Raw genomic sequence first — 20,300 nt, forward strand, 5'->3', positions numbered from 1 at the left:
CGGATGCGGGACGATCCTTTCGAGGAGCCATCATGGCCAAGCCATCAGTGACGTCGACATTTCACACATCCGGCGCCCTCAGCCTGGATGAGCTGATCGACTCACTGGTGGTGGCGCACCGGTCGAGCGCCGACCCGCTGCCTTTTTCCGGCCCCTCCACATGCCTGGCCTCGACTCGCACCCTGGTCGAGGAAGAGCTGGGTGCCCTGGTCTCACGGATGCGCGGCGAGGAGGATATGGTACAGCTCGATCGTTTGCGCGAATGGCTGGATCAGGAGCTGGTGCGACTTCAAGCCTGCTTTGCCGAGCGAGGAGATCCGAGGCCCAGCTGGGCGTCTGGGCATTCACCGACGGGACTTTGCGACAATCGGCGCCTGGTCATGGTCAATGCCCTCGATCTCCCTCCAGCGGAGGCTCAGACCATGCGTCCCCTCGACCGCGGTTTCGATCTGGCAGCATTACTGGTGGGACTGGCGATTCGCGGTGAAACTCGGCTGGCCAATCGCGCCCTGGATCGATATCTACGTCTGTCCGGCGATTACGCACTCACCAGGCTACTGCCGGTATTTCAGGTTGCCTGTGCCCTGTCCGGTGCCCGACGTGCCTTGCAGCGCCGCCCGGAGGCGGTCGAAGGGGAGCCGTTGGCCCATATGGCCGATGCCATGGCGAAGAGTCGGCGTTATCTCGCCCTGGCCGAGACGATCTCGGTGTTCCGTTTTCCTCCTCTGATCATCGGCGTAGGCGTATCCGGAAGTGGCAAGAGCCGCTTCACTGCCAATATGGCCGAAAACCTGGGCGCCGTCAGGCTGTGCTCGGATGTCGAGAGGCGGCGCCTGCACGGGATCGATCCACAGGCGGTAGGCCAGGAGCCGCCTGTGGATATCTTTACCGCCGATGCCACCGCTCGTACCTATCAACGCCTGGCAGGTCTTGCCGGAACCCTGCTCGATGCCGGTTTCACCACCTGTTTGGATGCCACCTGCCTGACCCGCGAGCAGCGCAAGCTGCTTTGCCAGCAGGCCGAGGCGCGAGGCCTGCCGGTGCTGATCGTCAGCTTCGAGGCCGATGACGAAACCCTTAAATCGCGTATTGTCAGGCGTGCCCAGCGGCAGGGCGCCTTGCCGCTGGGCAGCCTGGAAGTACTGCGACGCCAGCAGTCAAACTTCGAACCCTTCGACGATGAAGAGCGTCAGCACCTGGTTCATCTGGACACCGCCGCCAAGAATGCAACGGACACCCTTGTGGCCCTGATTCGGGAGCGTCTAAGGTTATAAGCTGTACCCTAATCAATCATAACGCTTAGCCTTTACCGGGAGATTGAGTATGAAGACTTGGCTGACATGGTTTTTGGCAAGTGTCATGGGCTTATCGGGAAGTGCGACAGGAGCAACCAGCATGCAGGAAGTAGATCCTTCACGTTCTGGCGCTGATCAAGGTGGGATTACTGTTATCATCGATGGCGATCCCGGAACGCACTTTACCGCCAACTTGGTTGTACATAACAATGATGAAACCGAGACGCACGCGTTCTCGGGTGAAGTACCCCGACACCTCGAGTACAGTGGCAGTGAAGTTGAAGCCGAAATTCGACAGACCAGTACGGAAGGCCGATTGACAGTGGAAGTACGCAAGGCAGGAAATGTCAGTCGCTCTTCTTCAAGCGGAAAGGATAGCCAGATTCGCCTGCGTGTCAGATAATCCCGCGTGAGAATAAGTAAGGTTGCTTCAAAAAGAACCCATTCGGTCCAGAATCAACGTGCTGGACTGAATGGGATTTCGGTTGACTGTCAGTGCACGGCCTCTTCTAGCGTTTGCACGGTATTTTGTTCAAATGAATGTTCGATATCGGGATGCTGCCACTTTAGATTGCGCGTGTAAATATGTCGGTTGTAGATGGCCCAGCAGTGAAAAATCAGGAATGTCACGATGAAGCCTACAATGACTACTCGAAGCATCACTAGTGAATAAATTTGCTCAAGAAAGGCTCCTTCTTCAGTGAAGAAGGCATAGAGTCTTGTCAACAACAGAGCCCACAGTGTCAGTGTAGCAAGCGTGATCAAGGTGTCACGGATTCGATAACCCCAGCCTATCTGTCGTGGATTTTCGATGATGACAGTCGCTAGTTTATTTCTCATGAAATGGCTCTCCTCGGTCAGGGCTGTTCCAGACGGCGAGTCTCCCTTTTTGCCGCATCATTGCTTTTGGAAAAGCAATAACCACTGTTGTCATGTTGAGTATCCAGTAGGCGAAAGGGTACCAGATGCTCCAGTAGGCGCAGCGTATAATTTTCTTGTCATAACGGCTATCGATATAAAAACTGACGGAAAATTGGATGATACTAATGGCCACGAGTACGCTACCAAAGTAGGATAATATATGTGCATTTATTGGCCACGACATGGGCATGATAACTTGAGACACTGCCCAGGAAACAAGGAGGATAATCACTGAATAGCACCAGACAACACTGATGATATATTCGAGCATCAAGGGCCAGAAGCGCCGATTTTTCCAGCGAATGGATTGAGAGAAATAGCGGAAAAAAACTTCACCGCCTCCCTGGGACCACCTTAGTCGCTGCTTGAAAAGTCCGCGGAGCGTTTCGGGCATCAGTACCCAGCACAGGGCTCTAGGCTCGTACCGAACCTGGCCTCCAGCCAACTGAAGTCGCCAGCTGACATCGATATCTTCGGTTATCATATCGGTGTTCCAACCACCGATCTCATTCAGTGCGGTGCGTCGAAATGCACAGATCACACCCGAGATAGTGAACACCATGCCATAGATGCGTTGGGCTCGCTTGATCAGACCGATAATGGCAGAAAACTCGCCTGTCTGTATCTTTCCGATGGTAGTGGAACGTGTTCTTACCCGAGGATTGCCAGTTACTCCACTGACCTTCGGGCTGGTGAGGAAATGCCGGGCCATATAGCTGATGGCGTCGTAGTCGAGTATGGCGTCACCATCGATGCCCACGATAATATCGCCTTCGGCCTCACTCAATCCATGATTCAAGGCGCTGGCCTTTCCACGGTTAGACTGATGCAGAACTTTCAACCCGTCGTAGGATAAAACCAGCTTTTCAAGACGGCTGGCAGTATCATCTCGGCTGCCATCATTGATGGCGATAACTTCCATGTTGGGATAGTTTTGTTTGAATAGATGGTCTATTGTTTCATCGACAGTATACCCTTCGTTATAGCACGGCACGAGAACAGTCACCCTGGGTGCTTTCTTGTTCCATTCTGAAATATGCTCATCAGGCCACGGCTGCTGACGCTCCCAATGAACATAAAAATAGACCCCCCCACATATCCATATGGTAGCCATGAGGCTGGGATAGGATAAGGTAAATATGGCCAGGAGGTCGAGTATGTTCATGGGCGGTCTCTAAAGCGACGACCAATGGAAAAATGAGGCACCATGACATTCATGTCAGGATGATTTTGATGGAAATCATCCGGATAGTAGCCTATATGCTTGATACCCTGATTGCGCAGCAAGCGTACCCATCGCGCTATTTCTTCACTGGGAATTGGAGTCTGGCTACGCCAATCTTGTGTCTGCAATTCGAAAACCAGCTGCTCGGCTCCCACCCTTTCAAGGGATCGTTGTGCGAGTTCCGTTAACCACGCATCGGGGTTGTCGGCTTCCTCCATATAGGGCATGGCCATGACGGCGACATAATCGTAGGCATCGGAAAAGATCTCTATATTCTGGGAAAACCAAAGCTCGCTGCGTGGATTCATTATCGTGATGGCATAGAGGTTTCGTGATGTTGTGAATGTCTCGTAGTCAGCTTGGCGATAATAGTTGGCGGATTGCGTTAGCTCTTCGGTAAAATCCGTGAGAAATTCCGTCTTGTGGCTGGCCCAAGTCGCCATCAGGCCATCATTATCGCGAATGGCACCAATGCTCTCCGGCAGTGAGGCATGGGCATACTGCGCCAGCGCTTCGGAATTGGCATCCTCAAAGTCAGTGAAAAAGGCATCATCGTGAAACAGCAGGCCATCGAATTTGGTGAGTCTGCCGAGATCCTCGTAGATTTCGCGAATGATCCTGCGGTTCTCTTCCACATAGGGCGAGAGCCGACGATAATGTTCCGGCGATTCGAGGCCAGTTCTCACATCGGTGACGTAGCGATGACCGGCGCCAAGATCAAAGGCAAGTACCGGCATCCATGCATAGACCTTGACTTCGGCGCGCTTCTTTAGCTGCCATGCCACGCGATTGAAGAGGTCGGCCCTCACGGGCAGGTGGCGATTGGGAAAGTAGAGCGCTTCGGCAACGCCATTCCCGTTCGGATCCGCATAGGCCTGCAGATAGACGGTGCTGACGCCATACTGGGCAATACGCTCGACCAGTTTGTCCAGGTTTCTCTCCTGCTGCTGCGGGTCAGGGTCGTAGACGTAATCCAGATCCACATGAACGATACGGAGGTCTTCGCGTTCCCATACGCGGTTGGAGAGAATTTCGTCGAAGGTCTGCAGGCTGGTTTCCTGACTGATGAGATAGCGATTCATGACGCGCTTCTCATCATGGAGCTGGTTGGGCGCACTCAGCAGACTGAAGGTATAGGTCATGCCATACTCGGCGGCCATATCCAGCGTTGCCTCACTATAGGCCCCATAGGGCCAGATCATGATTCTGGGGACTTGGCCAATTCGCTCCTGGAACTGCTGACGCGTTTGCGCCATGTCCTGCCTTACCCTCTCGAGATAGGTTTCCTCGCTTTCGTATCCGCCTTGGGGCTTCCATATGCTGGTGACGGCGGCAGCCTGCTGGTTGCCTATGGGGTTGCCGATAACCCCATGGTGAAGGTCATAGGTGTGGGAGGCGACCTCCACGAGAGGCGACTCATGTAGCGTTTCGACTTGCTGCCAGGTGAGGAAGCGTTCGCGGGGCAGGGAGATGTTCCCATAGGGCACCTGTCCACCGGGAGGGACATCCATCCAACTGCCCACCACCGCTTGAATGGCGGGAAAGCCATAGAGCTTGAGCAGGGGAAAGACAACGTCGTAGAAGCTACGATATCCATCGTCGAAGGTCAGCAACACCGCCTTGTCCGGCAGTGGCCGCCGACCCGACCTGGCGTCCAGTATCTGCTGCAGGCTGACGGGCTGGTACCCGCCCTCGGCGATGAGGTTGAAATGCTCTATCAGCCGGCTGCGTGTAATGGTCTGGGGGTAGATGGGCCGGTCCGGTGTGACGCTGATGTCCACCACATCATGGTAGCTGATGACGACGAAGTCACCCGGCGAGCGTGCGGCATGGGCCTGCTGGAGACTGACCATGACCAGTAGGGCAATGCACAAGGCCAAGATGCGTCTATGTGTCACAGAAACCTCCATACCAGGCTTGCCGAGACGATGTTGTCGTATTCCGGTACGCCGTCATAGATGGCCCTTTCTCTGGCGATGCCGTACTCGATGCTCAACGCAGGAGCCAGATCCCAGCGATGCCGGTAGCCCAGCGACCAGGTGTTTTCGCTGTCGTAGTCCTGCTGCCAGTAGCGGCCTGAGCCGAGGGAGACTGTCTGGATGAAGGAGTGACGGTACTTGAGCGGAAGCGCATAATGGACAGACAGGATACCGCCAAGGCTGGTATCCCGCCGCGGGTTGAAATAGCTGGCTTCGACCTCATCGTTGCGTGATCCGGAGGCTCGTATCTCCCCTTCGATCTGCCAGCGGTCCAGGTGGTAGAGCGTCTGGTTCCAGTAGCCGTAAAGGGATTGGCGAAGGTTGCCATCGTCGAAGTCGGTTGCCATGAATCCCATCGCGCCTGATCCCCGCTCGTCACGGCGATAGGCTAGCTCTCCACGGTAACGATCGGCGTTGACACCATCGCGCAGCGCCCGCAGGGGGGTGCTGGTGGTATTGAGTTCGAGGCCGAGCGTCGCCGACAGATGGTCCGATGCGTCGTATCGCAATTCTGCCATGGCGAGGAAATCGTCGTTGAGCTGTGCTCCTTGCCCGGCTGATAATGTCAGGGTGGCGGGGTACAGGTTCCATTCGTAGCCGGCCAGGGTATAGGCCGCATAGAGACTGTCGCCGTTGAACTCGCCATGATGGCCGATGCGCTGCACGAACGGGCGTGAGCCCTTGTCGTTGCGCGGACCTTCCAGTAGAACTTCATACTGCCAGTCACGGGAGGCCTGAGAGCCGCTACTATCGCCATCGCTGCGTGTGAGTGAGCTACTCAGTTGGGCAGCCCGCTGCTCGCGCCATTCCCGTTCCAGGTTGTCGCGCGTCGTGCTGGGTCTTGCCTTGTCGAGCTCCCTGGCGATCTCTGCTGTCGTGCCTCTCCACTGGCCGCGCTGCAGCCGAGAGAGCAATACACCATGACGGGCAGCATCCCGATGATATGGTGCAAGCAGTTGCTCGGCCTGCGTGTAGGCCTCCTCAGCTTGCCTAGGCCAGCCTCTGCCACGCTCCACGTCACCCTTCAGCAGCCAGAGAAAGGGATCGGCAGGGGCCTGGCTCTGATAGGTGGCCAAGCGTTCACTGGCCTTTCCTGCCCGTCCACGCCAGGCATCGAGCAGGATATTGAGGGACAGGATTTTCTGGTAGTTGGGGTTATCTATGCGTGTCGTTCCGGTGAAATCCCAGCGCTGTTCCGGCTCATCTGCGAGCCACTCGGTCAGCAGCTCGTCGGCCTCTCGGTAGCGCCTTGCGTCGGCATAGCTGTAGAAGAGCCCTTCGTAGAGGGGATCGTCAGGGTCGGTTCCACGCTCGGGGTTCTGACGTATCAGGCCTTCATAGAGTGCGATGGATTCACCTGGTCGGCCTAGACCGTTCAATGCATGAGCTCTGGCGCGTGTCACGTAACCGGGCAACTGGCCATGCTGACGTTCCAGCCTCGTTGCGAGCGCTTCAGCTTCGGAGAAACGTCTCAGCTCTGCGAGTGCCACGACCTTGTCGTACTCGGCGATGGTGATCAGCTCCTGGGACGCCTCCTCCGATTGGAGTACCGCATTCAACGCCATCAATCCGCTGCGGACTCTCTCCGGTTGTTCTGTGTGGATGCCCAGGCGTATGTCGGTAACGGCTTCATAGTAGGTAAGCCATAGGCGATCATTCTGCGTGAACACATCCGGATTGGTCTCCATAATGCGGCGTGCAGCGGGGCTGGCCCCCAGGCCCACGGCAAGCCGATAGAGTGCGCGAAGTTCCCCGATGTTGTCGGGGCTCTGCTCTACCAGAGCCTGGCGGACCTGCAGCTCCTGCATGGCATCGGCGGTACGGGCGGCGAGGTAGCCCCGGGCTTCCAGGCCTGCGGCCGTGACCCCGGCCACCTGGTCATGCTGTTGTAGCGTGATATCCGCCAGGGTGTAACTACCCATGTCGGTATGCACCAGGGCCTGGCCAAGCCATCCTTCGACATTGGATGGATCGCGACGTGTCAACGCCTGGAAAAGCGACAGTGCCTGCTCATAGTCCCCTGCGTTACGTGCCGCGCCACCCAGATGCATCAGCTCTGCATCGCTGTAATCTGCTGGCTGGCACCACGGGCAGGCGGCCAGGGCATCCTCATATCGGTCTGCACGAACCAGCAGGGTGAGCAGATCCTCGCGGACACGCTCGTCGCGAGTCTGATGATAGAGCGTCTGCAGGCCTTCGATCGCGCTCTGTAGAGCTCCCTGACGCGCCTGAACGACCAGGCTCTCGCGCTGCGTATCGGTAGCGGTCTGCCCGTGCGCTGTACCCGCTATTAGGCAGGTAAGTAGACAAGCCAACCATAGGGAGTCAAGGCGACGAAGCATGAAAATCTTCCTGCAGAGAGATAATGATGAACGGTTTGTAAAAAAACGTATCTTCTATAGTGTATAGAAGTGGCGAGCAGAAAGAACAAGGAAAAATGCAATAGCGGAGGGGGAAATACTAAATAAAAAGTATGTCATGTCAATCAGAGTTATTACGTTGAGTGTATTAAATACGGCGAACAGAGAAAAGCCCCGCCAAAGCGGGCGGGGCTTTCTTTATTACAGGGCTTTCTGCAGGGTTTGCAGTGCCCTTTTTACTGCTGAGTCACCGAGGCACTGTTGCCGCCACCGGTCTGTGTCACATTGGACATGTTGCTGTTGCCAGTCTGAACCACGGTTGCTGTGTTCTGGGCCAAGGCACCCCAGCCAGAGCCGGTCTGGGTCACGGTTGAGGTGTGGTTGTAGCCATTCTGATAGACATCGGCCAGGTCGTTGTAGCCAGACTGGTCGATAGTTGAGTCGTTAGACTTGCCTTGTTGTACAACGATTGCCTCGTTGAACTTGCCACTCTGAGTGGTCTCGGCAACGTTGAAATCGCCGGACTGGGAGATATCAGAGTCGTTCATGTAGCCGCTCTGATTGACGGTGGCGGAGTTCTGGCCACCGCTCCAGTAACCCGGAAATATCCACCAACCGGGAGTGTAACCGCCACCTCCCTGGACGATAGTGGATGAGTTGCTGACGCCGGTCTGGGTGACGTCGGCATCATTCTTGTAACCGTTCTGGGCCACGTCGGAGCTGAGGTTCCAGCCGGTCTGGGAAATGCTAGCAGTGTTTTGCCGGCCATTCTGGACGCTGATGGAGCTATTGCCCCAGCCGACCTGCAAATGGCTGACTTCGTTGTATTTCCCATTCTGGTAGGTATCGGCGAAGTTGTTCTTGCCGGTCTGGTCGATGGAGGATTCATTGCCTGAGCCATGCTGGACGACAACCCCCTCATTGCCCCAGCCGTCCTGTTCGATATCTGACAGCTGATTGCTGCCGTACTGGGAAACATCGGCCTCATTGCTGATGCCGTCCTGAGTGATATTGGATTCGTGATCATTACCGGTCTGGAAGACAGTGGCGTCGTTATAGTAGCCGGTCTGATCGACGTCGGAATCGTTGTCGGCTGCCATGGCGGAACCAGAGAAGGCGATTGCGGCGGCAAGAACAGTCATCTTGAGTTTCATGGTATTCCCCTTTTATGAGTCCCCTGGAAAGCCGCTATAGATAGCGCTGCCAGGTGGTTGTTCGGAAATCTGCGATCATCGATCTTAGATTTCCACTTCGTGAATGAACAGTTGCGAGTAATTCACTTGTCAAGGCGTGTTACGATTGTTAGTGCTGTATTACCTGAATAGCCGCTCGGCCACGCGAAATCTGTGTGATGCTTACGGGCGTCGCGTGAGAAGTACCGAGCTGTTGAATTTCTGCTCTTCCATAGACTCCATGTTGTTGTATTGCAGCCTCCTTGCCGTAGCCTGATTGAACGATACTGGCATCATGGCCATATCCACTCTGGATGATTGATGCATCCAGGTAACCGCCACCCTGCAATATACGTGCATCATGGCCACTACCTGCTTGCCTGGCGGTGGCATGGTTGCCTAGGCCCTGCTGGAGGATAGTGATATCGTTATAACTGCCTTGCTGGACGATCCCGGCATCGTTGCCATAGCCGGACTGCAGGATAGTGGCAGTTTGCTGATAAGGAGCAATATCGTGCTCCAGGCCTTGCATGATATCGTCTGCTGATACTGTCTGGACAAAAAGCCCACCAGCGATCAAAGCAGTTATTATTCGTGTTTTCATGACAAGACACTCTTGAGTTCCGGTTACTGGCAGTTACAGTCTCGACACAAAACGGGCAGTCATCCATCGTAATAAATAGCCATTTTGCAGTGTGACTTTTTTGGTAGCGACAGACCCTGTGTGACGGTAGGTGATGTCAGCAACAGGATGAGAATTCTCATGCTTCATCAATGTTTGGCTGAACAGAACACCCACGGGTCGCTTCCGGCAGCGTTGGCTACGTGCCGGGAAGGGAAGAAACAGGAGCAATGCAAGGAAAGAAAGGCGCCGTGATGGCGCCAATCGCAAGTAGAGGACGTCGGCGGTTATTACAGCATGGGAATCGGTGCGTTCCGGTATGCAGCCAGGATCTCATTATCACTATCGCCCGGGTTTGCCAGATTCCATAGGCCTCGATCCACGCCCTGAGCGATGAGATGTATCACAGCCGACTCGATGGAAGACATCACCGCCATCTGTACCGGCTCGTTATGCGTGTATCCCGATTCCGCTTCCAGCAAGCGTCGGAAGCTGACGAAACGATAGACACCCGCCCGGACTTCATAGGAGTAGACGGTCTTGCTTGTCGTTACGTTGCCCAGCACTTCCCCGGTTGCTATATCCACGGCTCGCAGGTTCACCGTGACTTGATCGACCTGGTACTGGCCTGATGCCCCGATACCGAAATATTCGGCTCCGGCGCCCCCGGTCTTCATGTTGGAGTCGTAGGCAATGATCCCGCCTTCCATCAGCACACGGGCGGCGTTCAATGACCCAAGCTCATCCGTGCGGCCGGTACGCTCGAGGTTGGCGCGTATGATCCGACGCTCCGTCAGCAGGTTCTGCAGGCCAACGCGCTCGAGCGGGACAAACCAGCCGGAGTCGGCCAGCGCCGAGCTCAGCATCGCGGCTCCGCCCTGCGTGACCGCAGTGGAGAAGGTGCTGGCTGGCTGGGGTCGATACTGTCCGGTCTGATCCCGGAAGTCGTACACGGCGGTATAGATGGGTGAGCTGGGACGTGGCAGGCTGACCAGGTCGTTATAGGTACCGGACCTTGGGGTCAGGGTCGCCGGAGCGCCTTCCAGTCCTTCAGGCGAGGTCACCATACCGACACACCCACTCAGGGTCAGCATTCCGATCGCTAGACATACTCTCAGCGGTTTCATCGTCAACTCCTTATTGTTCTGAGATGCAATCAGAATTGCTGGCCAAAATTGACCGTGGTGGTTTCGCCCGATGTCTTGTCGAGTATCGTCATGTTGAAGCCACCTTGCCCATCGCTAGTTAACTCGACGCGCAGGGTGGAGCTGTCGATAACACTGTCTCTCCCGGTACCGTCTGGGTCCAGGGCATCCTCGATGGCCTGGTTGATCAACCCGGCGCGCAGGTCCTGTATAAAGAAGTCCGTTTCCGAGAAACGGCCAAAGTCAGGTGCATCGGGATCTTTTTTGGTGTCCTGGGCCTGGGCCTTGTTCAGCAGATGATTGCCCAGCAACGGATCGCCGCCGAACGATGGATTGATGGGCTGGTAGATAAGCTGCCCCGCCTGGAGAGCCGTGCTGGCCAACAGGATGGCGCTGCCCACCAGGATGGGAGCGAGATGAGTACGGCTTTTCATGGGGAACCCCCTTCGTGCTCTGGTCAGTGTTGCGTTAGTTAATGGCCTAGATCTCTTCGTCAGCGAGATCCGGGTCGCTATCCAGTGCCTGCATGATGGTGCGCTGTATAATCATTTCCTCTACCTGGTCGGCAGCGATCTGGACATACTGGTCGATCTCGCTCAGCCGTGGAGGCAGGGTTGCCTGGAACAGGATTCGATTGTTTTCGGCTATCCAGACCTGGCTGCCCCACCGCGCATCAGGCCGTTCATGAACGGAAAGCGTGGTGTTGCTGAGGACGGGTCGTTCCAGGCTTAGTTGGCTGAACTGGCGATAGAAGGTCTTGCCGATCATGGTGATGGTTCGATCGATCAAGACCCCTGACAGGCCCGGTTCAGCCAGGCTGAACTGTCGTTCCAGTTCTTCCTCTGCCTCACCCTCTTCCATGATCTCTTCATCATCGATGATGGCTTGAGGATCTTCCTCACCGGGGGCAGGCGAAGGTTCGGCCGCGGGAGGCAAAGCCTGTCCCAGCGCGGTATAACCGGGCAGAATCAGCAGTATCAGCAGATAGGAAAAGGCCTTGTTCATGGGTAGCTCGAATCAGTGGTTGGCGGTTGTCGGTTTTCCGCTGTGAGGATTCATGAGGGGCGGTACCCCAAGGTGTTGCCGAGCCCAATTGACTGCCTGAAGACGGTTGTGCACGTTGATCTTGCGAAAGATGTTGTAGAGATGGGACTTTACCGTATGCTCACTGACGAACAGCCGATTGGCGATTTCCGTGTTGGAAGCCCCCGAGCCAAGCAGGCCGATGATTTCCAGTTCGCGTTGCGTCAGGCCACAGGCAGGTCGCCGGTAAGAGTTGAGCTGCTGACGGCGAAAGTATTCGATCAGCCGTGCCATCAACGTGCGTGACATCCACAGATCGCCTGCCAGCAGCGTCTTGATTCCCTTGCAGATAAGTTCCAGCGTATCGTTGCGATAGAACACGCCCTGTAGATGCATGAAGGTCGAGAGTTCAGCGGCATGGTCTTCATCCTTGAGGTTGAAGGCCGTCAGTATCCATTGGGGCTGATCGTAGTAGTGTGTCTGCCACGCCTGCATGACGCTCTCTTCCACATGATCGCTGTCCATGAGTACTACGGTACGGATTCCGTCACCCTCCTCCGTATGATCGCTGGGCGAGACGATCAACACGGGGCATTCAAGCTGACGTTGTATATAATCAACGAACAGCTGTGACTGAGGGTTGTGTTCCGTGACCAGCAGGATCAATCCTTTCTCTTGATTCATCGTTATGGATCTCCGGGCTGTTGATATAGCCGGGGTTCGCCGTATGACGCGAGAGACGCCTTGCTACGCGTCATCATGGCTCAGGCAGGGAGTTCAGTAAAGTTATGTTACCTAATGTATTTTTATTATAGCATAGTATGGTTTTCCTCATTACTTTATTTTTTCCCTTTAAAAACAAGTAAATAGAATTTATAAAATGACTTCGCATGATGTCCTTGCTACTTGTTTTTTCTCATAATGATTTTTATTCATGTAAAAGTGTGAGGAATCTATCCGGGGGTTGCCCTATTCCGGCCATCAGGAATTTCTTCCTTTGTCGCTTGCCCCCTAGAATGTGGCTTTTCATACGGTGGAGTGTTGTTGATGACCGCGATGCATTCGTTGGTTCTTGCCAGCGGCAATGAAGGCAAGATTCTGGAATTCCAGCAACTGCTTGCCACCCTCGGGCTAGGGGTTCAGCCCCAGGCGGATTTCGGGGTGATCGATGTCGAGGAGACCGGGCTGACCTTCGTCGAGAATGCCCTGCTCAAGGCGCGTGAGGCGAGCCGTGTCAGCGGCTTGCCCGCCCTGGCTGATGATTCCGGGCTGGAGGTCGATTTTCTCCATGGTCAGCCTGGCATCTACTCCGCCCGCTACGCCGGTGAGCCGAAGAGCGACGCTCGCAACAATGCCAAGCTGCTTGCGGCGCTGTCAGGGATACCGGCAGCGCGCCGTACGGCCCGCTACTGGTGCGTATTGTGCTATTTGCGCCATGCCGAAGACCCGGTGCCCTTGATCGTGCAGCGCAGTTGGGAAGGTGAGATCCTGACGGCCCCTCGTGGTGAAGGCGGCTTTGGCTACGATCCGCTGTTCTGGCTGCCACCGCTTGGCCGAAGCGTCGCCGAACTCGGTGCCGAAGAGAAGAACCGGCTCAGCCATCGGGGACGGGCGCTTCAGGCGCTGGTGGCAGCCCTGGGCGAGGCGGCGTCAGGGTGATGCACACCCTTTCTCGGCGAATAGACAGCCTGCCGCCGCTGTCGCTCTACGTTCATGTGCCCTGGTGCGTGCGTAAATGCCCCTATTGCGATTTCAACTCGCACGGCGTGGGTCATGGCGCCGACTTGCCCGAGGCACATTACCTGTCGGCGTTGCGCCAGGACCTAGACGCCGACCTGCCCCTTGTCGGCGGCCGTGAGCTGACCAGTATTTTCATCGGCGGAGGTACGCCAAGCCTGATGTCGGCCAACTTCTATGCGGCGCTGTTCGAGGTGCTGGCCTCACGACTGCCCCTGGCCTCCGATATCGAAGTGACCCTGGAAGCGAACCCGGGCACCTTGGAGCGGGGTCGGTTTCAGGGCTATCGAGCGGCGGGCATCAATCGTCTCTCACTGGGAGTGCAGAGCTTCCAGGATGCTCAGCTGCAGGCGCTGGGCCGTATCCACAGTGGGGCCGATGCGATCACGGCAATGGATGAGGCGCGCCATGCCGGCTTCGACAACATCAACATCGACCTGATGCATGGCTTGCCGGGCCAGACCCCGGCGCTGGCGGTTGCCGATCTCGAGCGTGCCCTTTCACTCGCGCCGGAGCACCTCTCCTGGTACCAGCTCACGCTGGAACCCAATACCGAGTTCCATTCGCGTCCCCCCGTCCTGCCCGAGGAGGAGGTCCTGTGGGATATCCAGGACCGGGGGCACGAGCGGCTCGAGGCCGCCGGATTCATGCGCTACGAGATATCGGCCTATGCCCGTCAGGGCCTGCAATCGCGCCACAATCTCAACTATTGGCGCTTCGGCGACTATCTGGGTATCGGTGCCGGTGCACACGGCAAGCTGAGCGTCGTCCATGGGCAGGACGGTCTGCATATCGAACGGCGCTGGAAGGCTCGGCAGCCGGAGGCCTATCTGCGTCGGTGCCAGGATCCGCGGGGCTTCGTCGCAGGCCGCGCCGAGGTGGACGAGGATGAGCTGCCGCTGGAGTTCGCCATGAATGCGCTGCGCCTGGTAGAGGGTGTGTCGATGGCGGACTGGGTGGCGCATACTGGACGTCCGGCCGCCACCCTGGAGGCTCGCCTTCTGGCGGCGCGTAAAAAAGGACTTCTTGTGGAAGATGGCCAGCGACTGCAGGCATCGCCCCAAGGTCTATTATTCTTGAACGAGTTGCTGGTTATGATTGGCGAAGCCGATGCCGGCGCTGAATGATTCACTCCCTGACCTCCGGAGATAGCCATGTTCAAACCCCTTCGTCTCGCTGTGCCGCTTGCCGCTGCTACCCTGCTGATCGGCTGCGCAACGACTGACCCCTACGGCGGCCAGACCCAGCGCTCCAGCACCATGACCGGTGCCGGTGTTGGTGCAGCCGTCGGAGCCGCCGCCGGCGCCCTGTCGGGTAGCGGCAGCACCAGTCGGCGCGATCGTGCGCTGATCGGTGCCGCTGTGGGTGCCGCTGCAGGTGCCGGCGTCGGTGCCTATATGGACCGGCAGGAGCAGCAGCTGCGCGAGAGCATGAGGGGCACTGGCGTCGACGTGGAGCGTCGTGGCGATGACATCGTGCTCAACATGCCAAGCAGCGTAACCTTCGGCTTCGACTCCAGCGACCTGACCCCGAGTGCTCGCAACGCCCTCAATGACGTCTCGTCGATCCTGACGCAATACCCCGACACGCGGGTCAATATCGCCGGTCATACCGATAGCACCGGTGATGCCGGCTACAACCAGCGGCTTTCAGAGCGCAGGGCCGAGTCAGTCGGCAACTATCTGGCTCAGAATGGCGTAACACGCAATCGGCTCCATATGACCGGCTATGGTGCCAGCCAGCCGGTGGCGAGTAACGCATCCGAGGATGGCCGCGCCCAGAACCGGCGCGTCGAGATTACGCTCACTCCCATCGAGAGTCAGTTCCAGCAATAGACCGGCCATGCCTGTCGCTCGAACCGGGCCCGTCACTGACAGTGGCGGGCCTTTTCGATAGTCTTTGCCAAGAATCGTCACTTGTCTGACAGACGTCGAGCTCGGTCGCTTTGCCAGTCTGGTGTGAAGCCCCCCGTCGATTCGCCACCTCTTCGCCACCTCAAGGACCCGTGGCCATGCTTTCCTATCAGCACGCCTACCATGCCGGTAATTTCGCCGACGTGCACAAGCACCTGACTCTCTTTGCCGTTACCGGCTTTCTGCTGCGCAAGGCGTCACCGATCACCTATATTGATACCCATGCGGGGCGCGGGCTCTACCCGCTATCCGCGGCGGAGAGCCAGAAGCTGCAGGAGCATCGCCAGGGAGCGGAGCGACTCTGGCAGGAGAGGCAGGCGCTGGCGGCGGACCCCCTGCTCGGTGACTGGCTGTCACTGCTGGCCGAGGCTCAGTTGACCGCCGGCAAGCAGGCGTCTCTAACGCTGGACTGCTACCCGGGCTCCCCCTGGTGGCTGTCCCGGCGGCTGCGCGCCGTGGATCGCTTGACCCTTTTCGAGCTGCATCCCGGGGAGCACGAACATCTGGCGGGTCAGCGTCTGCCAAGCAACGTGAAGCATATCCATGGCGATGGCCTGAAGGGCCTGTTGCAGCGATTGCCGGTGGCGACGCCGCGGCTGTGCGTATTGATCGATCCCAGCTATGAGCGCAAGAGCGAGTACGCAGAGGTGGCCGAGACCGTCCTCTCGGCCATGCGCAAGGCGCGGCACGGCGTGGTGCTGGTGTGGTACCCGCTACTGCCCGCCGGTCGCCACAGCGAGCTGCTGGAGGGGCTGCGCAGCGGTGGCCTGCGCAAGATCTGGCGCAGCGAACTGACACTGCGCGAACCAAGCAGCGAAGAGCGAGGCATGTACGGCAGCGGCATGCTGGTCATCAATCCTCCCTGGGGGCTGGAGGAGCAGCTGGTAACTGCCATGAAGCGGATCGAGCCACTGCTGGGTCCCGATGCGCGACATCGTGGCGAGTGGTGGGTAGCGGAGTAGGGCGGCCGCGGGCTACTTGCCGATACAGAAGCTGCCGAATATCTCGCCCAGCAGATCGTCGGCACTGAACTCGCCGGTGATCTCGCCCAGCGCCTGCTGGGCATCGCGCAGGTCTTCGGCGAGCAGTTCCCCGGCACCGTAGCCGCTCAGCTGCTCCTCGCCGTTGGTGAGGGCTCGCTTCGCCCTGTCGAGCGCATCGAGGTGGCGCCGTCGAGCGGAGAAGCGCCCCTCCGTGGTGGCGGCATAGCCCATCACCTCCTTCAGGTGTGACTTCAGGTTATCCACACCCTCCCCGGTCTTGGCCGAGAGTCGAATGACCGGCGTGGCTGTGGATAACTCGACTCCGACTGTCTCGTGGCTGGTATCAATCTTGTTGCGGATCAGGGTCAGCCGGCCGGGGTCGCTGAGTCGCTCGACGAACTCGGGCCAGATCGCCATGGGGTCGGTGGCGTTGGTCGTGGTGGCATCCACCAGCAGCAGCACCCGGTCGGCCTTCTCTATCTCGCTCCAGGCACGCGCCACGCCAATGCGCTCCACGGCGTCCGGGGTGTCGCGCAGGCCGGCCGTATCGATCACATGCAGGGGCATGCCATCAATATGGATGTGTTCGCGCAGCACGTCCCGTGTGGTGCCCTCGATTTCGGTCACGATGGCCGTCTCCTGCTCGGTCAGGGCATTGAGCAGACTCGACTTCCCGGCGTTGGGGCGCCCTGCGATCACCACGTTCATGCCTTCGCGCATCAGCGCACCCTGAGCGGCGGCGGCGCGTACCGCTGCCAGCTCCGCTTTCACCGCCGCCAGCATCTCGGCCACTCTGCCGTCGGCGAGGAAGTCGATCTCCTCTTCGGGGAAGTCGATGGCCGCCTCCACGTAGATGCGTAGCTCGATCAGGCGTTCGACCAGCGCCGAGACCCGGCGTGAGAATTCGCCCTGAAGCGAGCGCAGGGCATTCTCGGCGGCAGACCGGGAGCTCGCCTCGATCAGGTCGGCGATGGCCTCGGCCTGGGCCAGGTCGAGCTTGTCGTTGAGAAAGGCGCGTTCGGAGAACTCCCCCGGTCGTGCCAGGCGTGCGCCCAGCTGTACGCAGCGCTCCAGCAGCAGGTCCATGATCACCGGCCCGCCGTGTCCCTGCAGCTCCAGCACGTCTTCACCGGTAAAGGAGTGTGGCGCCTGAAAGTAGAGCCCGATGCCTTCATCGATCACCCGCACGTCGCCCTGGAAGGGGGCGTAGTGGGCATGGCGGGGTTGGGGGCAGTGACCCAGCACCCCTTCGGCGATGGTCCGACAGCCGGGGCCGGACACACGAATGATGCCTACGCCGCCACGTCCCGGTGGGGTGGCCAGGGCGGCGATGGTGTCCGGAATATAGAGGCGATCTACCATGGTGGGCTCCTCACAGCCAGGGTGGCCGGGTGGGGGCTATTGTCCTTTTCACGGGCCGGAAACGCCAGACCCCTGCCGTGGCAGGGGTCTGGTGGTTCGAGCAAGAAGATAGCCTACTTTACCTTCATTCCCTTGCCGACCGTGGGGTCGTTCTCGATCTTGCGCGTGATCACGTATTGCTGTCCGATCGAGATCAGGTTGTTGACCACCCAGTAGATGACCAGGCCCGCCGGGAACCAGAGGAAGAAGAAGGTGAAGACGATCGGCAGCATCTTCATGATCTTCGCCTGCATCGGGTCCGGAGGCGTGGGGTTGAGCATCTGCTGAACGAACATCGAGGCGCCCATCAGGATCGGCAGGATGAAGAATGGGTCCCGCATCGACAGATCCTGGATCCAGAACATGAAGGGCGCATGGCGCAGCTCCACGGACTCCAGCAGCATCCAGTACAGCGCAATGAAGACCGGCATCTGCACCAGTATCGGCAGACAGCCACCCAGAGGATTGATCTTCTCCTTCTGGTAGAACTTCATCATCTCCTGTGACATCTTCTGGCGGTCGTCGCCGTACTGCTCCTTGAGGCGCTGCATCTCCGGACCCAGCTTGCGCATGCGGGCCATGGACTTATAGGCCTTGGCGGAGAGCGGCCACATCACCAGCTTGACCACGATGGTGAGGAACACGATCGACCAGCCCCAGTTGCCGATCAGACTGTGAATCTGATCCAGCAACCAGAACAGCGGGTTGGCGATGAACCAGAGCCAGCCGAAGTCGACGGTCAGGCGCAGGTTGGGTGCAACCTGCTCGAGGTAGCTCTGAACCTTCGGCCCCATGTAGAGGGTCGCGCCCAGGCGGGCTTCGCTATCCGGAGCCACCGTGCTCACTGAGCCGGCAAAGGCGGCGACATTGCGGTCGCGCGAGTCGGTGGAGGCGTACTGCAGATTCTGCTGATTCTGCGGCGGTACCCAGGCGGTGACGAAGTAGTGCTGCAGGATAGCTACCCAGCCGCCCTGAACGTCCCGGTTGTTGAAGCCTCCACGCTGTATATCGTCGAAATCGACCTTCTCGTAGCGATCGTCCGGCGAGGAGTAGGCGGTGCCAAGATAGGAGCTCATGCCCATTGCCACGCCGGAGGAGGGGTCGGAGCTGTTGTCCCGTGCTAGCTGGCCAATGAAGCGAGCAGTAACAGGCTCCTCGGTATTGTTGGCCAGGTAGTAATGGACATCTACTGCGTAGCTGCCGCGCTCGAAGGAGAACCGCTTGATGATATCGACGCCATTGACCTCGGCTGCCAGGTCGACTTCCAGGCGATTCTCATCGTCGCTCATGCGATAGCTGGTGCTGTCCGGCGTGAAACCGATGCGGCCGGAATGGCCGTCCAGCTGCAGGCCCGAGCGGGCGACATAGCTGCGGGTTTCGCTATCGGAAAGCAGCACGTAGGGTCGGTCGGAGTTCAGGGTCATCCGATGCTGGGGCAGAGCGGCGTAGACGATATCGCCGCCCTGGGGGTCGATACGCAGGTCGAGCACATCGGTGACTACGGCGATGAGATCGCGGGTGCCCGTGGCGCTCGCCGGTTCGCCGGGCATGTCGCCCGTTACATCCTCTTCGGCGCGGGGTGCGGCAGGGACGGCCAGGTCGTCGTCCGAATCTACGCGCTGTTCGCCGGGAGCGGGGGCGGTGAAGGTGGGTGCTTCAGGCTCAGGAGCAACCTGGCCGTAGTCCTGATTCCACTGAATCACGAGCAAGTAGGCAAGCACGGCCAGTGGAATCAGCAAAAGAAGTCGTTTTACGTCCATTGAGAGTTCTGCCCGGTGGGTAGTGAACATGCCGCTGGAACGGTATGCGCTGCCATGTTGATATGCGAAAGCCTGCCCAAGGCAGGCTATCGTGGCGGCGACAAGCACCGCGTCCGGTCAGGATACCATCGACTTGCGTGCGTCTCGCTCCAGCCGACGCCACATGCCGAAGAGCTGGCGATGCAGTGTCGCATTGTCCAGCTCATTGGCACCCCGTCGAGCCAGTACCACGATGTCGACGCCGGGAAGCTGATGCTGCTGGAGGCGGATGGATTCGCGAGTCAGCCGTTTCAGGCGGTTGCGATCCACGGCCCTGCGGACATTCTTCTTGCTGAAGACCAGGCCGAGACGGGGGTGGCCCAGTCCGTTGGGGCACGCCAGGGCCATTAGCCCATTGCCATGAACCTTGAATGCAGCGTGATCGAAGACAAATCGATAATCCCCGGCAGTCAGCAGACGCAGCTGCGGGGGAAAGTCATGACCGGACACGCGCAATCCGCAATCAGGCGCTCAGGCGCTTGCGGCCCTTGGCACGACGGCGCGACAGTACGGCACGACCGTTCTTGGTGGCCATGCGAGCACGAAAGCCGTGCACACGCTTGCGCTTCAGAACGCTGGGTTGAAAGGTGCGTTTCATAACTCTTGATTCCCACGTGGTGTGTTTGGACGGAATGTCTTACAGGAAATGCCCTGGCTCCTTGCTGGAACCTGGGGAGATTCGGTTCAAGACCGGAAATTGTAGTGACTTCGGGCCCCCGACGCAA

20 protein-coding genes are annotated in these 20,300 nt (G+C 58.3%); 6 read left to right on the forward strand and 14 right to left on the reverse strand.

What is annotated here, in order from left to right:
• Positions 1-32: 32 nt before the first annotated feature.
• Together DU505_RS06675 and DU505_RS22265 are read left to right on the forward strand one after the other, a co-directional pair.
• Positions 33-1,274: a P-loop nucleotide/nucleoside kinase family protein gene (locus DU505_RS06675; protein WP_114478203.1), complete on the forward strand. Its 1,242-nt coding sequence runs from the start codon at positions 33-35 to the stop codon at positions 1,272-1,274.
• A gap of 49 nt (positions 1,275-1,323) precedes the next feature.
• The gene (locus DU505_RS22265) at positions 1,324-1,698 is read left to right on the forward strand and encodes a hypothetical protein (RefSeq protein ID WP_147273047.1); all 375 of its coding nucleotides are present in this window, start codon (positions 1,324-1,326) and stop codon (positions 1,696-1,698) included.
• Positions 1,699-1,787: 89 nt separating this feature from the next.
• Here DU505_RS22265 and DU505_RS06680 read toward each other — a convergent pair whose 3' ends face one another.
• From DU505_RS06680 to DU505_RS06725, 10 genes are all read right to left on the reverse strand, one after another.
• On the reverse strand, positions 1,788-2,135 hold the full coding sequence (locus DU505_RS06680; RefSeq protein WP_114478204.1) for a hypothetical protein: 348 nt from the start codon (positions 2,133-2,135) through the stop codon (positions 1,788-1,790).
• A complete protein-coding gene (gene pgaC, locus DU505_RS06685; protein WP_114478205.1) occupies positions 2,125-3,381 on the reverse strand; it encodes a poly-beta-1,6-N-acetyl-D-glucosamine synthase in 1,257 nt (418 codons plus the stop codon). Before pgaC ends, DU505_RS06680 begins: the two co-directional genes overlap by 11 nt.
• Positions 3,378-5,351 carry a poly-beta-1,6-N-acetyl-D-glucosamine N-deacetylase PgaB gene (gene pgaB, locus DU505_RS06690; protein ID WP_114478206.1) on the reverse strand — a complete coding sequence of 658 codons (1,974 nt, stop codon included), beginning with the start codon at positions 5,349-5,351 and terminating at the stop codon, positions 3,378-3,380. Before pgaB ends, pgaC begins: the two co-directional genes overlap by 4 nt.
• Complete coding sequence (pgaA, locus tag DU505_RS06695; protein WP_114478207.1) at positions 5,336-7,762, reverse strand: poly-beta-1,6 N-acetyl-D-glucosamine export porin PgaA; 2,427 nt, start codon at positions 7,760-7,762, stop codon at positions 5,336-5,338. The genes pgaB and pgaA overlap by 16 nt, the downstream gene beginning before the upstream one ends.
• Positions 7,763-8,016: 254 nt before the next feature.
• Complete coding sequence (locus DU505_RS06700; protein ID WP_114478208.1) at positions 8,017-8,934, reverse strand: hypothetical protein; 918 nt, start codon at positions 8,932-8,934, stop codon at positions 8,017-8,019.
• A gap of 148 nt (positions 8,935-9,082) precedes the next feature.
• Positions 9,083-9,556 (reverse strand): minor curlin subunit CsgB, encoded by a 474-nt coding sequence (locus DU505_RS06705; protein ID WP_114478209.1) that lies wholly within the window; start codon positions 9,554-9,556, stop codon positions 9,083-9,085.
• A gap of 308 nt (positions 9,557-9,864) precedes the next feature.
• Complete coding sequence (locus tag DU505_RS06710) at positions 9,865-10,701, reverse strand: CsgG/HfaB family protein (protein WP_181872748.1); 837 nt, start codon at positions 10,699-10,701, stop codon at positions 9,865-9,867.
• Between the two features lie 29 nt (positions 10,702-10,730).
• Positions 10,731-11,153, reverse strand: a complete 423-nt coding sequence (locus DU505_RS06715; RefSeq protein WP_114478210.1) for a curli assembly protein CsgF — start codon at positions 11,151-11,153, stop codon at positions 10,731-10,733.
• A 46-nt stretch (positions 11,154-11,199) separates the two neighbouring features.
• Positions 11,200-11,724, reverse strand: coding sequence for a CsgE family curli-type amyloid fiber assembly protein (locus DU505_RS06720; protein ID WP_114478211.1), 525 nt, complete (start codon positions 11,722-11,724; stop codon positions 11,200-11,202).
• A gap of 12 nt (positions 11,725-11,736) precedes the next feature.
• Positions 11,737-12,426, reverse strand: a complete 690-nt coding sequence (locus DU505_RS06725) for a LuxR C-terminal-related transcriptional regulator (RefSeq protein WP_114478212.1) — start codon at positions 12,424-12,426, stop codon at positions 11,737-11,739.
• 363 nt (positions 12,427-12,789) lie between these two features.
• On the opposite strand from DU505_RS06725, the gene rdgB reads away from it, so the two are divergent.
• From rdgB to DU505_RS06745, 4 genes are all read left to right on the forward strand, one after another.
• The gene (gene rdgB, locus DU505_RS06730) at positions 12,790-13,401 is read left to right on the forward strand and encodes an RdgB/HAM1 family non-canonical purine NTP pyrophosphatase (protein ID WP_114478213.1); all 612 of its coding nucleotides are present in this window, start codon (positions 12,790-12,792) and stop codon (positions 13,399-13,401) included.
• Positions 13,401-14,606 carry a radical SAM family heme chaperone HemW gene (hemW, locus tag DU505_RS06735; RefSeq protein WP_114478214.1) on the forward strand — a complete coding sequence of 402 codons (1,206 nt, stop codon included), beginning with the start codon at positions 13,401-13,403 and terminating at the stop codon, positions 14,604-14,606. The genes rdgB and hemW overlap by 1 nt, the downstream gene beginning before the upstream one ends.
• Before the next feature lie 27 nt (positions 14,607-14,633).
• Positions 14,634-15,314: a YiaD family glycine zipper/OmpA-like lipoprotein gene (locus DU505_RS06740; protein WP_114478215.1), complete on the forward strand. Its 681-nt coding sequence runs from the start codon at positions 14,634-14,636 to the stop codon at positions 15,312-15,314.
• Positions 15,315-15,490: 176 nt separating this feature from the next.
• The gene (locus tag DU505_RS06745; RefSeq protein ID WP_114478216.1) at positions 15,491-16,354 is read left to right on the forward strand and encodes a 23S rRNA (adenine(2030)-N(6))-methyltransferase RlmJ; all 864 of its coding nucleotides are present in this window, start codon (positions 15,491-15,493) and stop codon (positions 16,352-16,354) included.
• Between the two features lie 12 nt (positions 16,355-16,366).
• On the opposite strand, the gene mnmE is transcribed toward DU505_RS06745, so the two are convergent.
• The 4 genes from mnmE to rpmH form a co-directional block, all read right to left on the reverse strand.
• Positions 16,367-17,737 (reverse strand): tRNA uridine-5-carboxymethylaminomethyl(34) synthesis GTPase MnmE, encoded by a 1,371-nt coding sequence (mnmE, locus tag DU505_RS06750; RefSeq protein WP_114478217.1) that lies wholly within the window; start codon positions 17,735-17,737, stop codon positions 16,367-16,369.
• Between the two features lie 113 nt (positions 17,738-17,850).
• Complete coding sequence (yidC, locus tag DU505_RS06755; protein ID WP_114478218.1) at positions 17,851-19,536, reverse strand: membrane protein insertase YidC; 1,686 nt, start codon at positions 19,534-19,536, stop codon at positions 17,851-17,853.
• 117 nt (positions 19,537-19,653) lie between these two features.
• Positions 19,654-20,025, reverse strand: a complete 372-nt coding sequence (rnpA, locus tag DU505_RS06760) for a ribonuclease P protein component (RefSeq protein ID WP_114478219.1) — start codon at positions 20,023-20,025, stop codon at positions 19,654-19,656.
• A gap of 13 nt (positions 20,026-20,038) precedes the next feature.
• Complete coding sequence (gene rpmH / locus DU505_RS06765; protein WP_043514730.1) at positions 20,039-20,173, reverse strand: 50S ribosomal protein L34; 135 nt, start codon at positions 20,171-20,173, stop codon at positions 20,039-20,041.
• Between the last annotated feature and the right edge of the window lie 127 nt (positions 20,174-20,300).

Origin of the sequence: Billgrantia montanilacus, assembly GCF_003336675.1 — a bacterium.
Taxonomy (GTDB): domain Bacteria; phylum Pseudomonadota; class Gammaproteobacteria; order Pseudomonadales; family Halomonadaceae; genus Halomonas; species Halomonas montanilacus.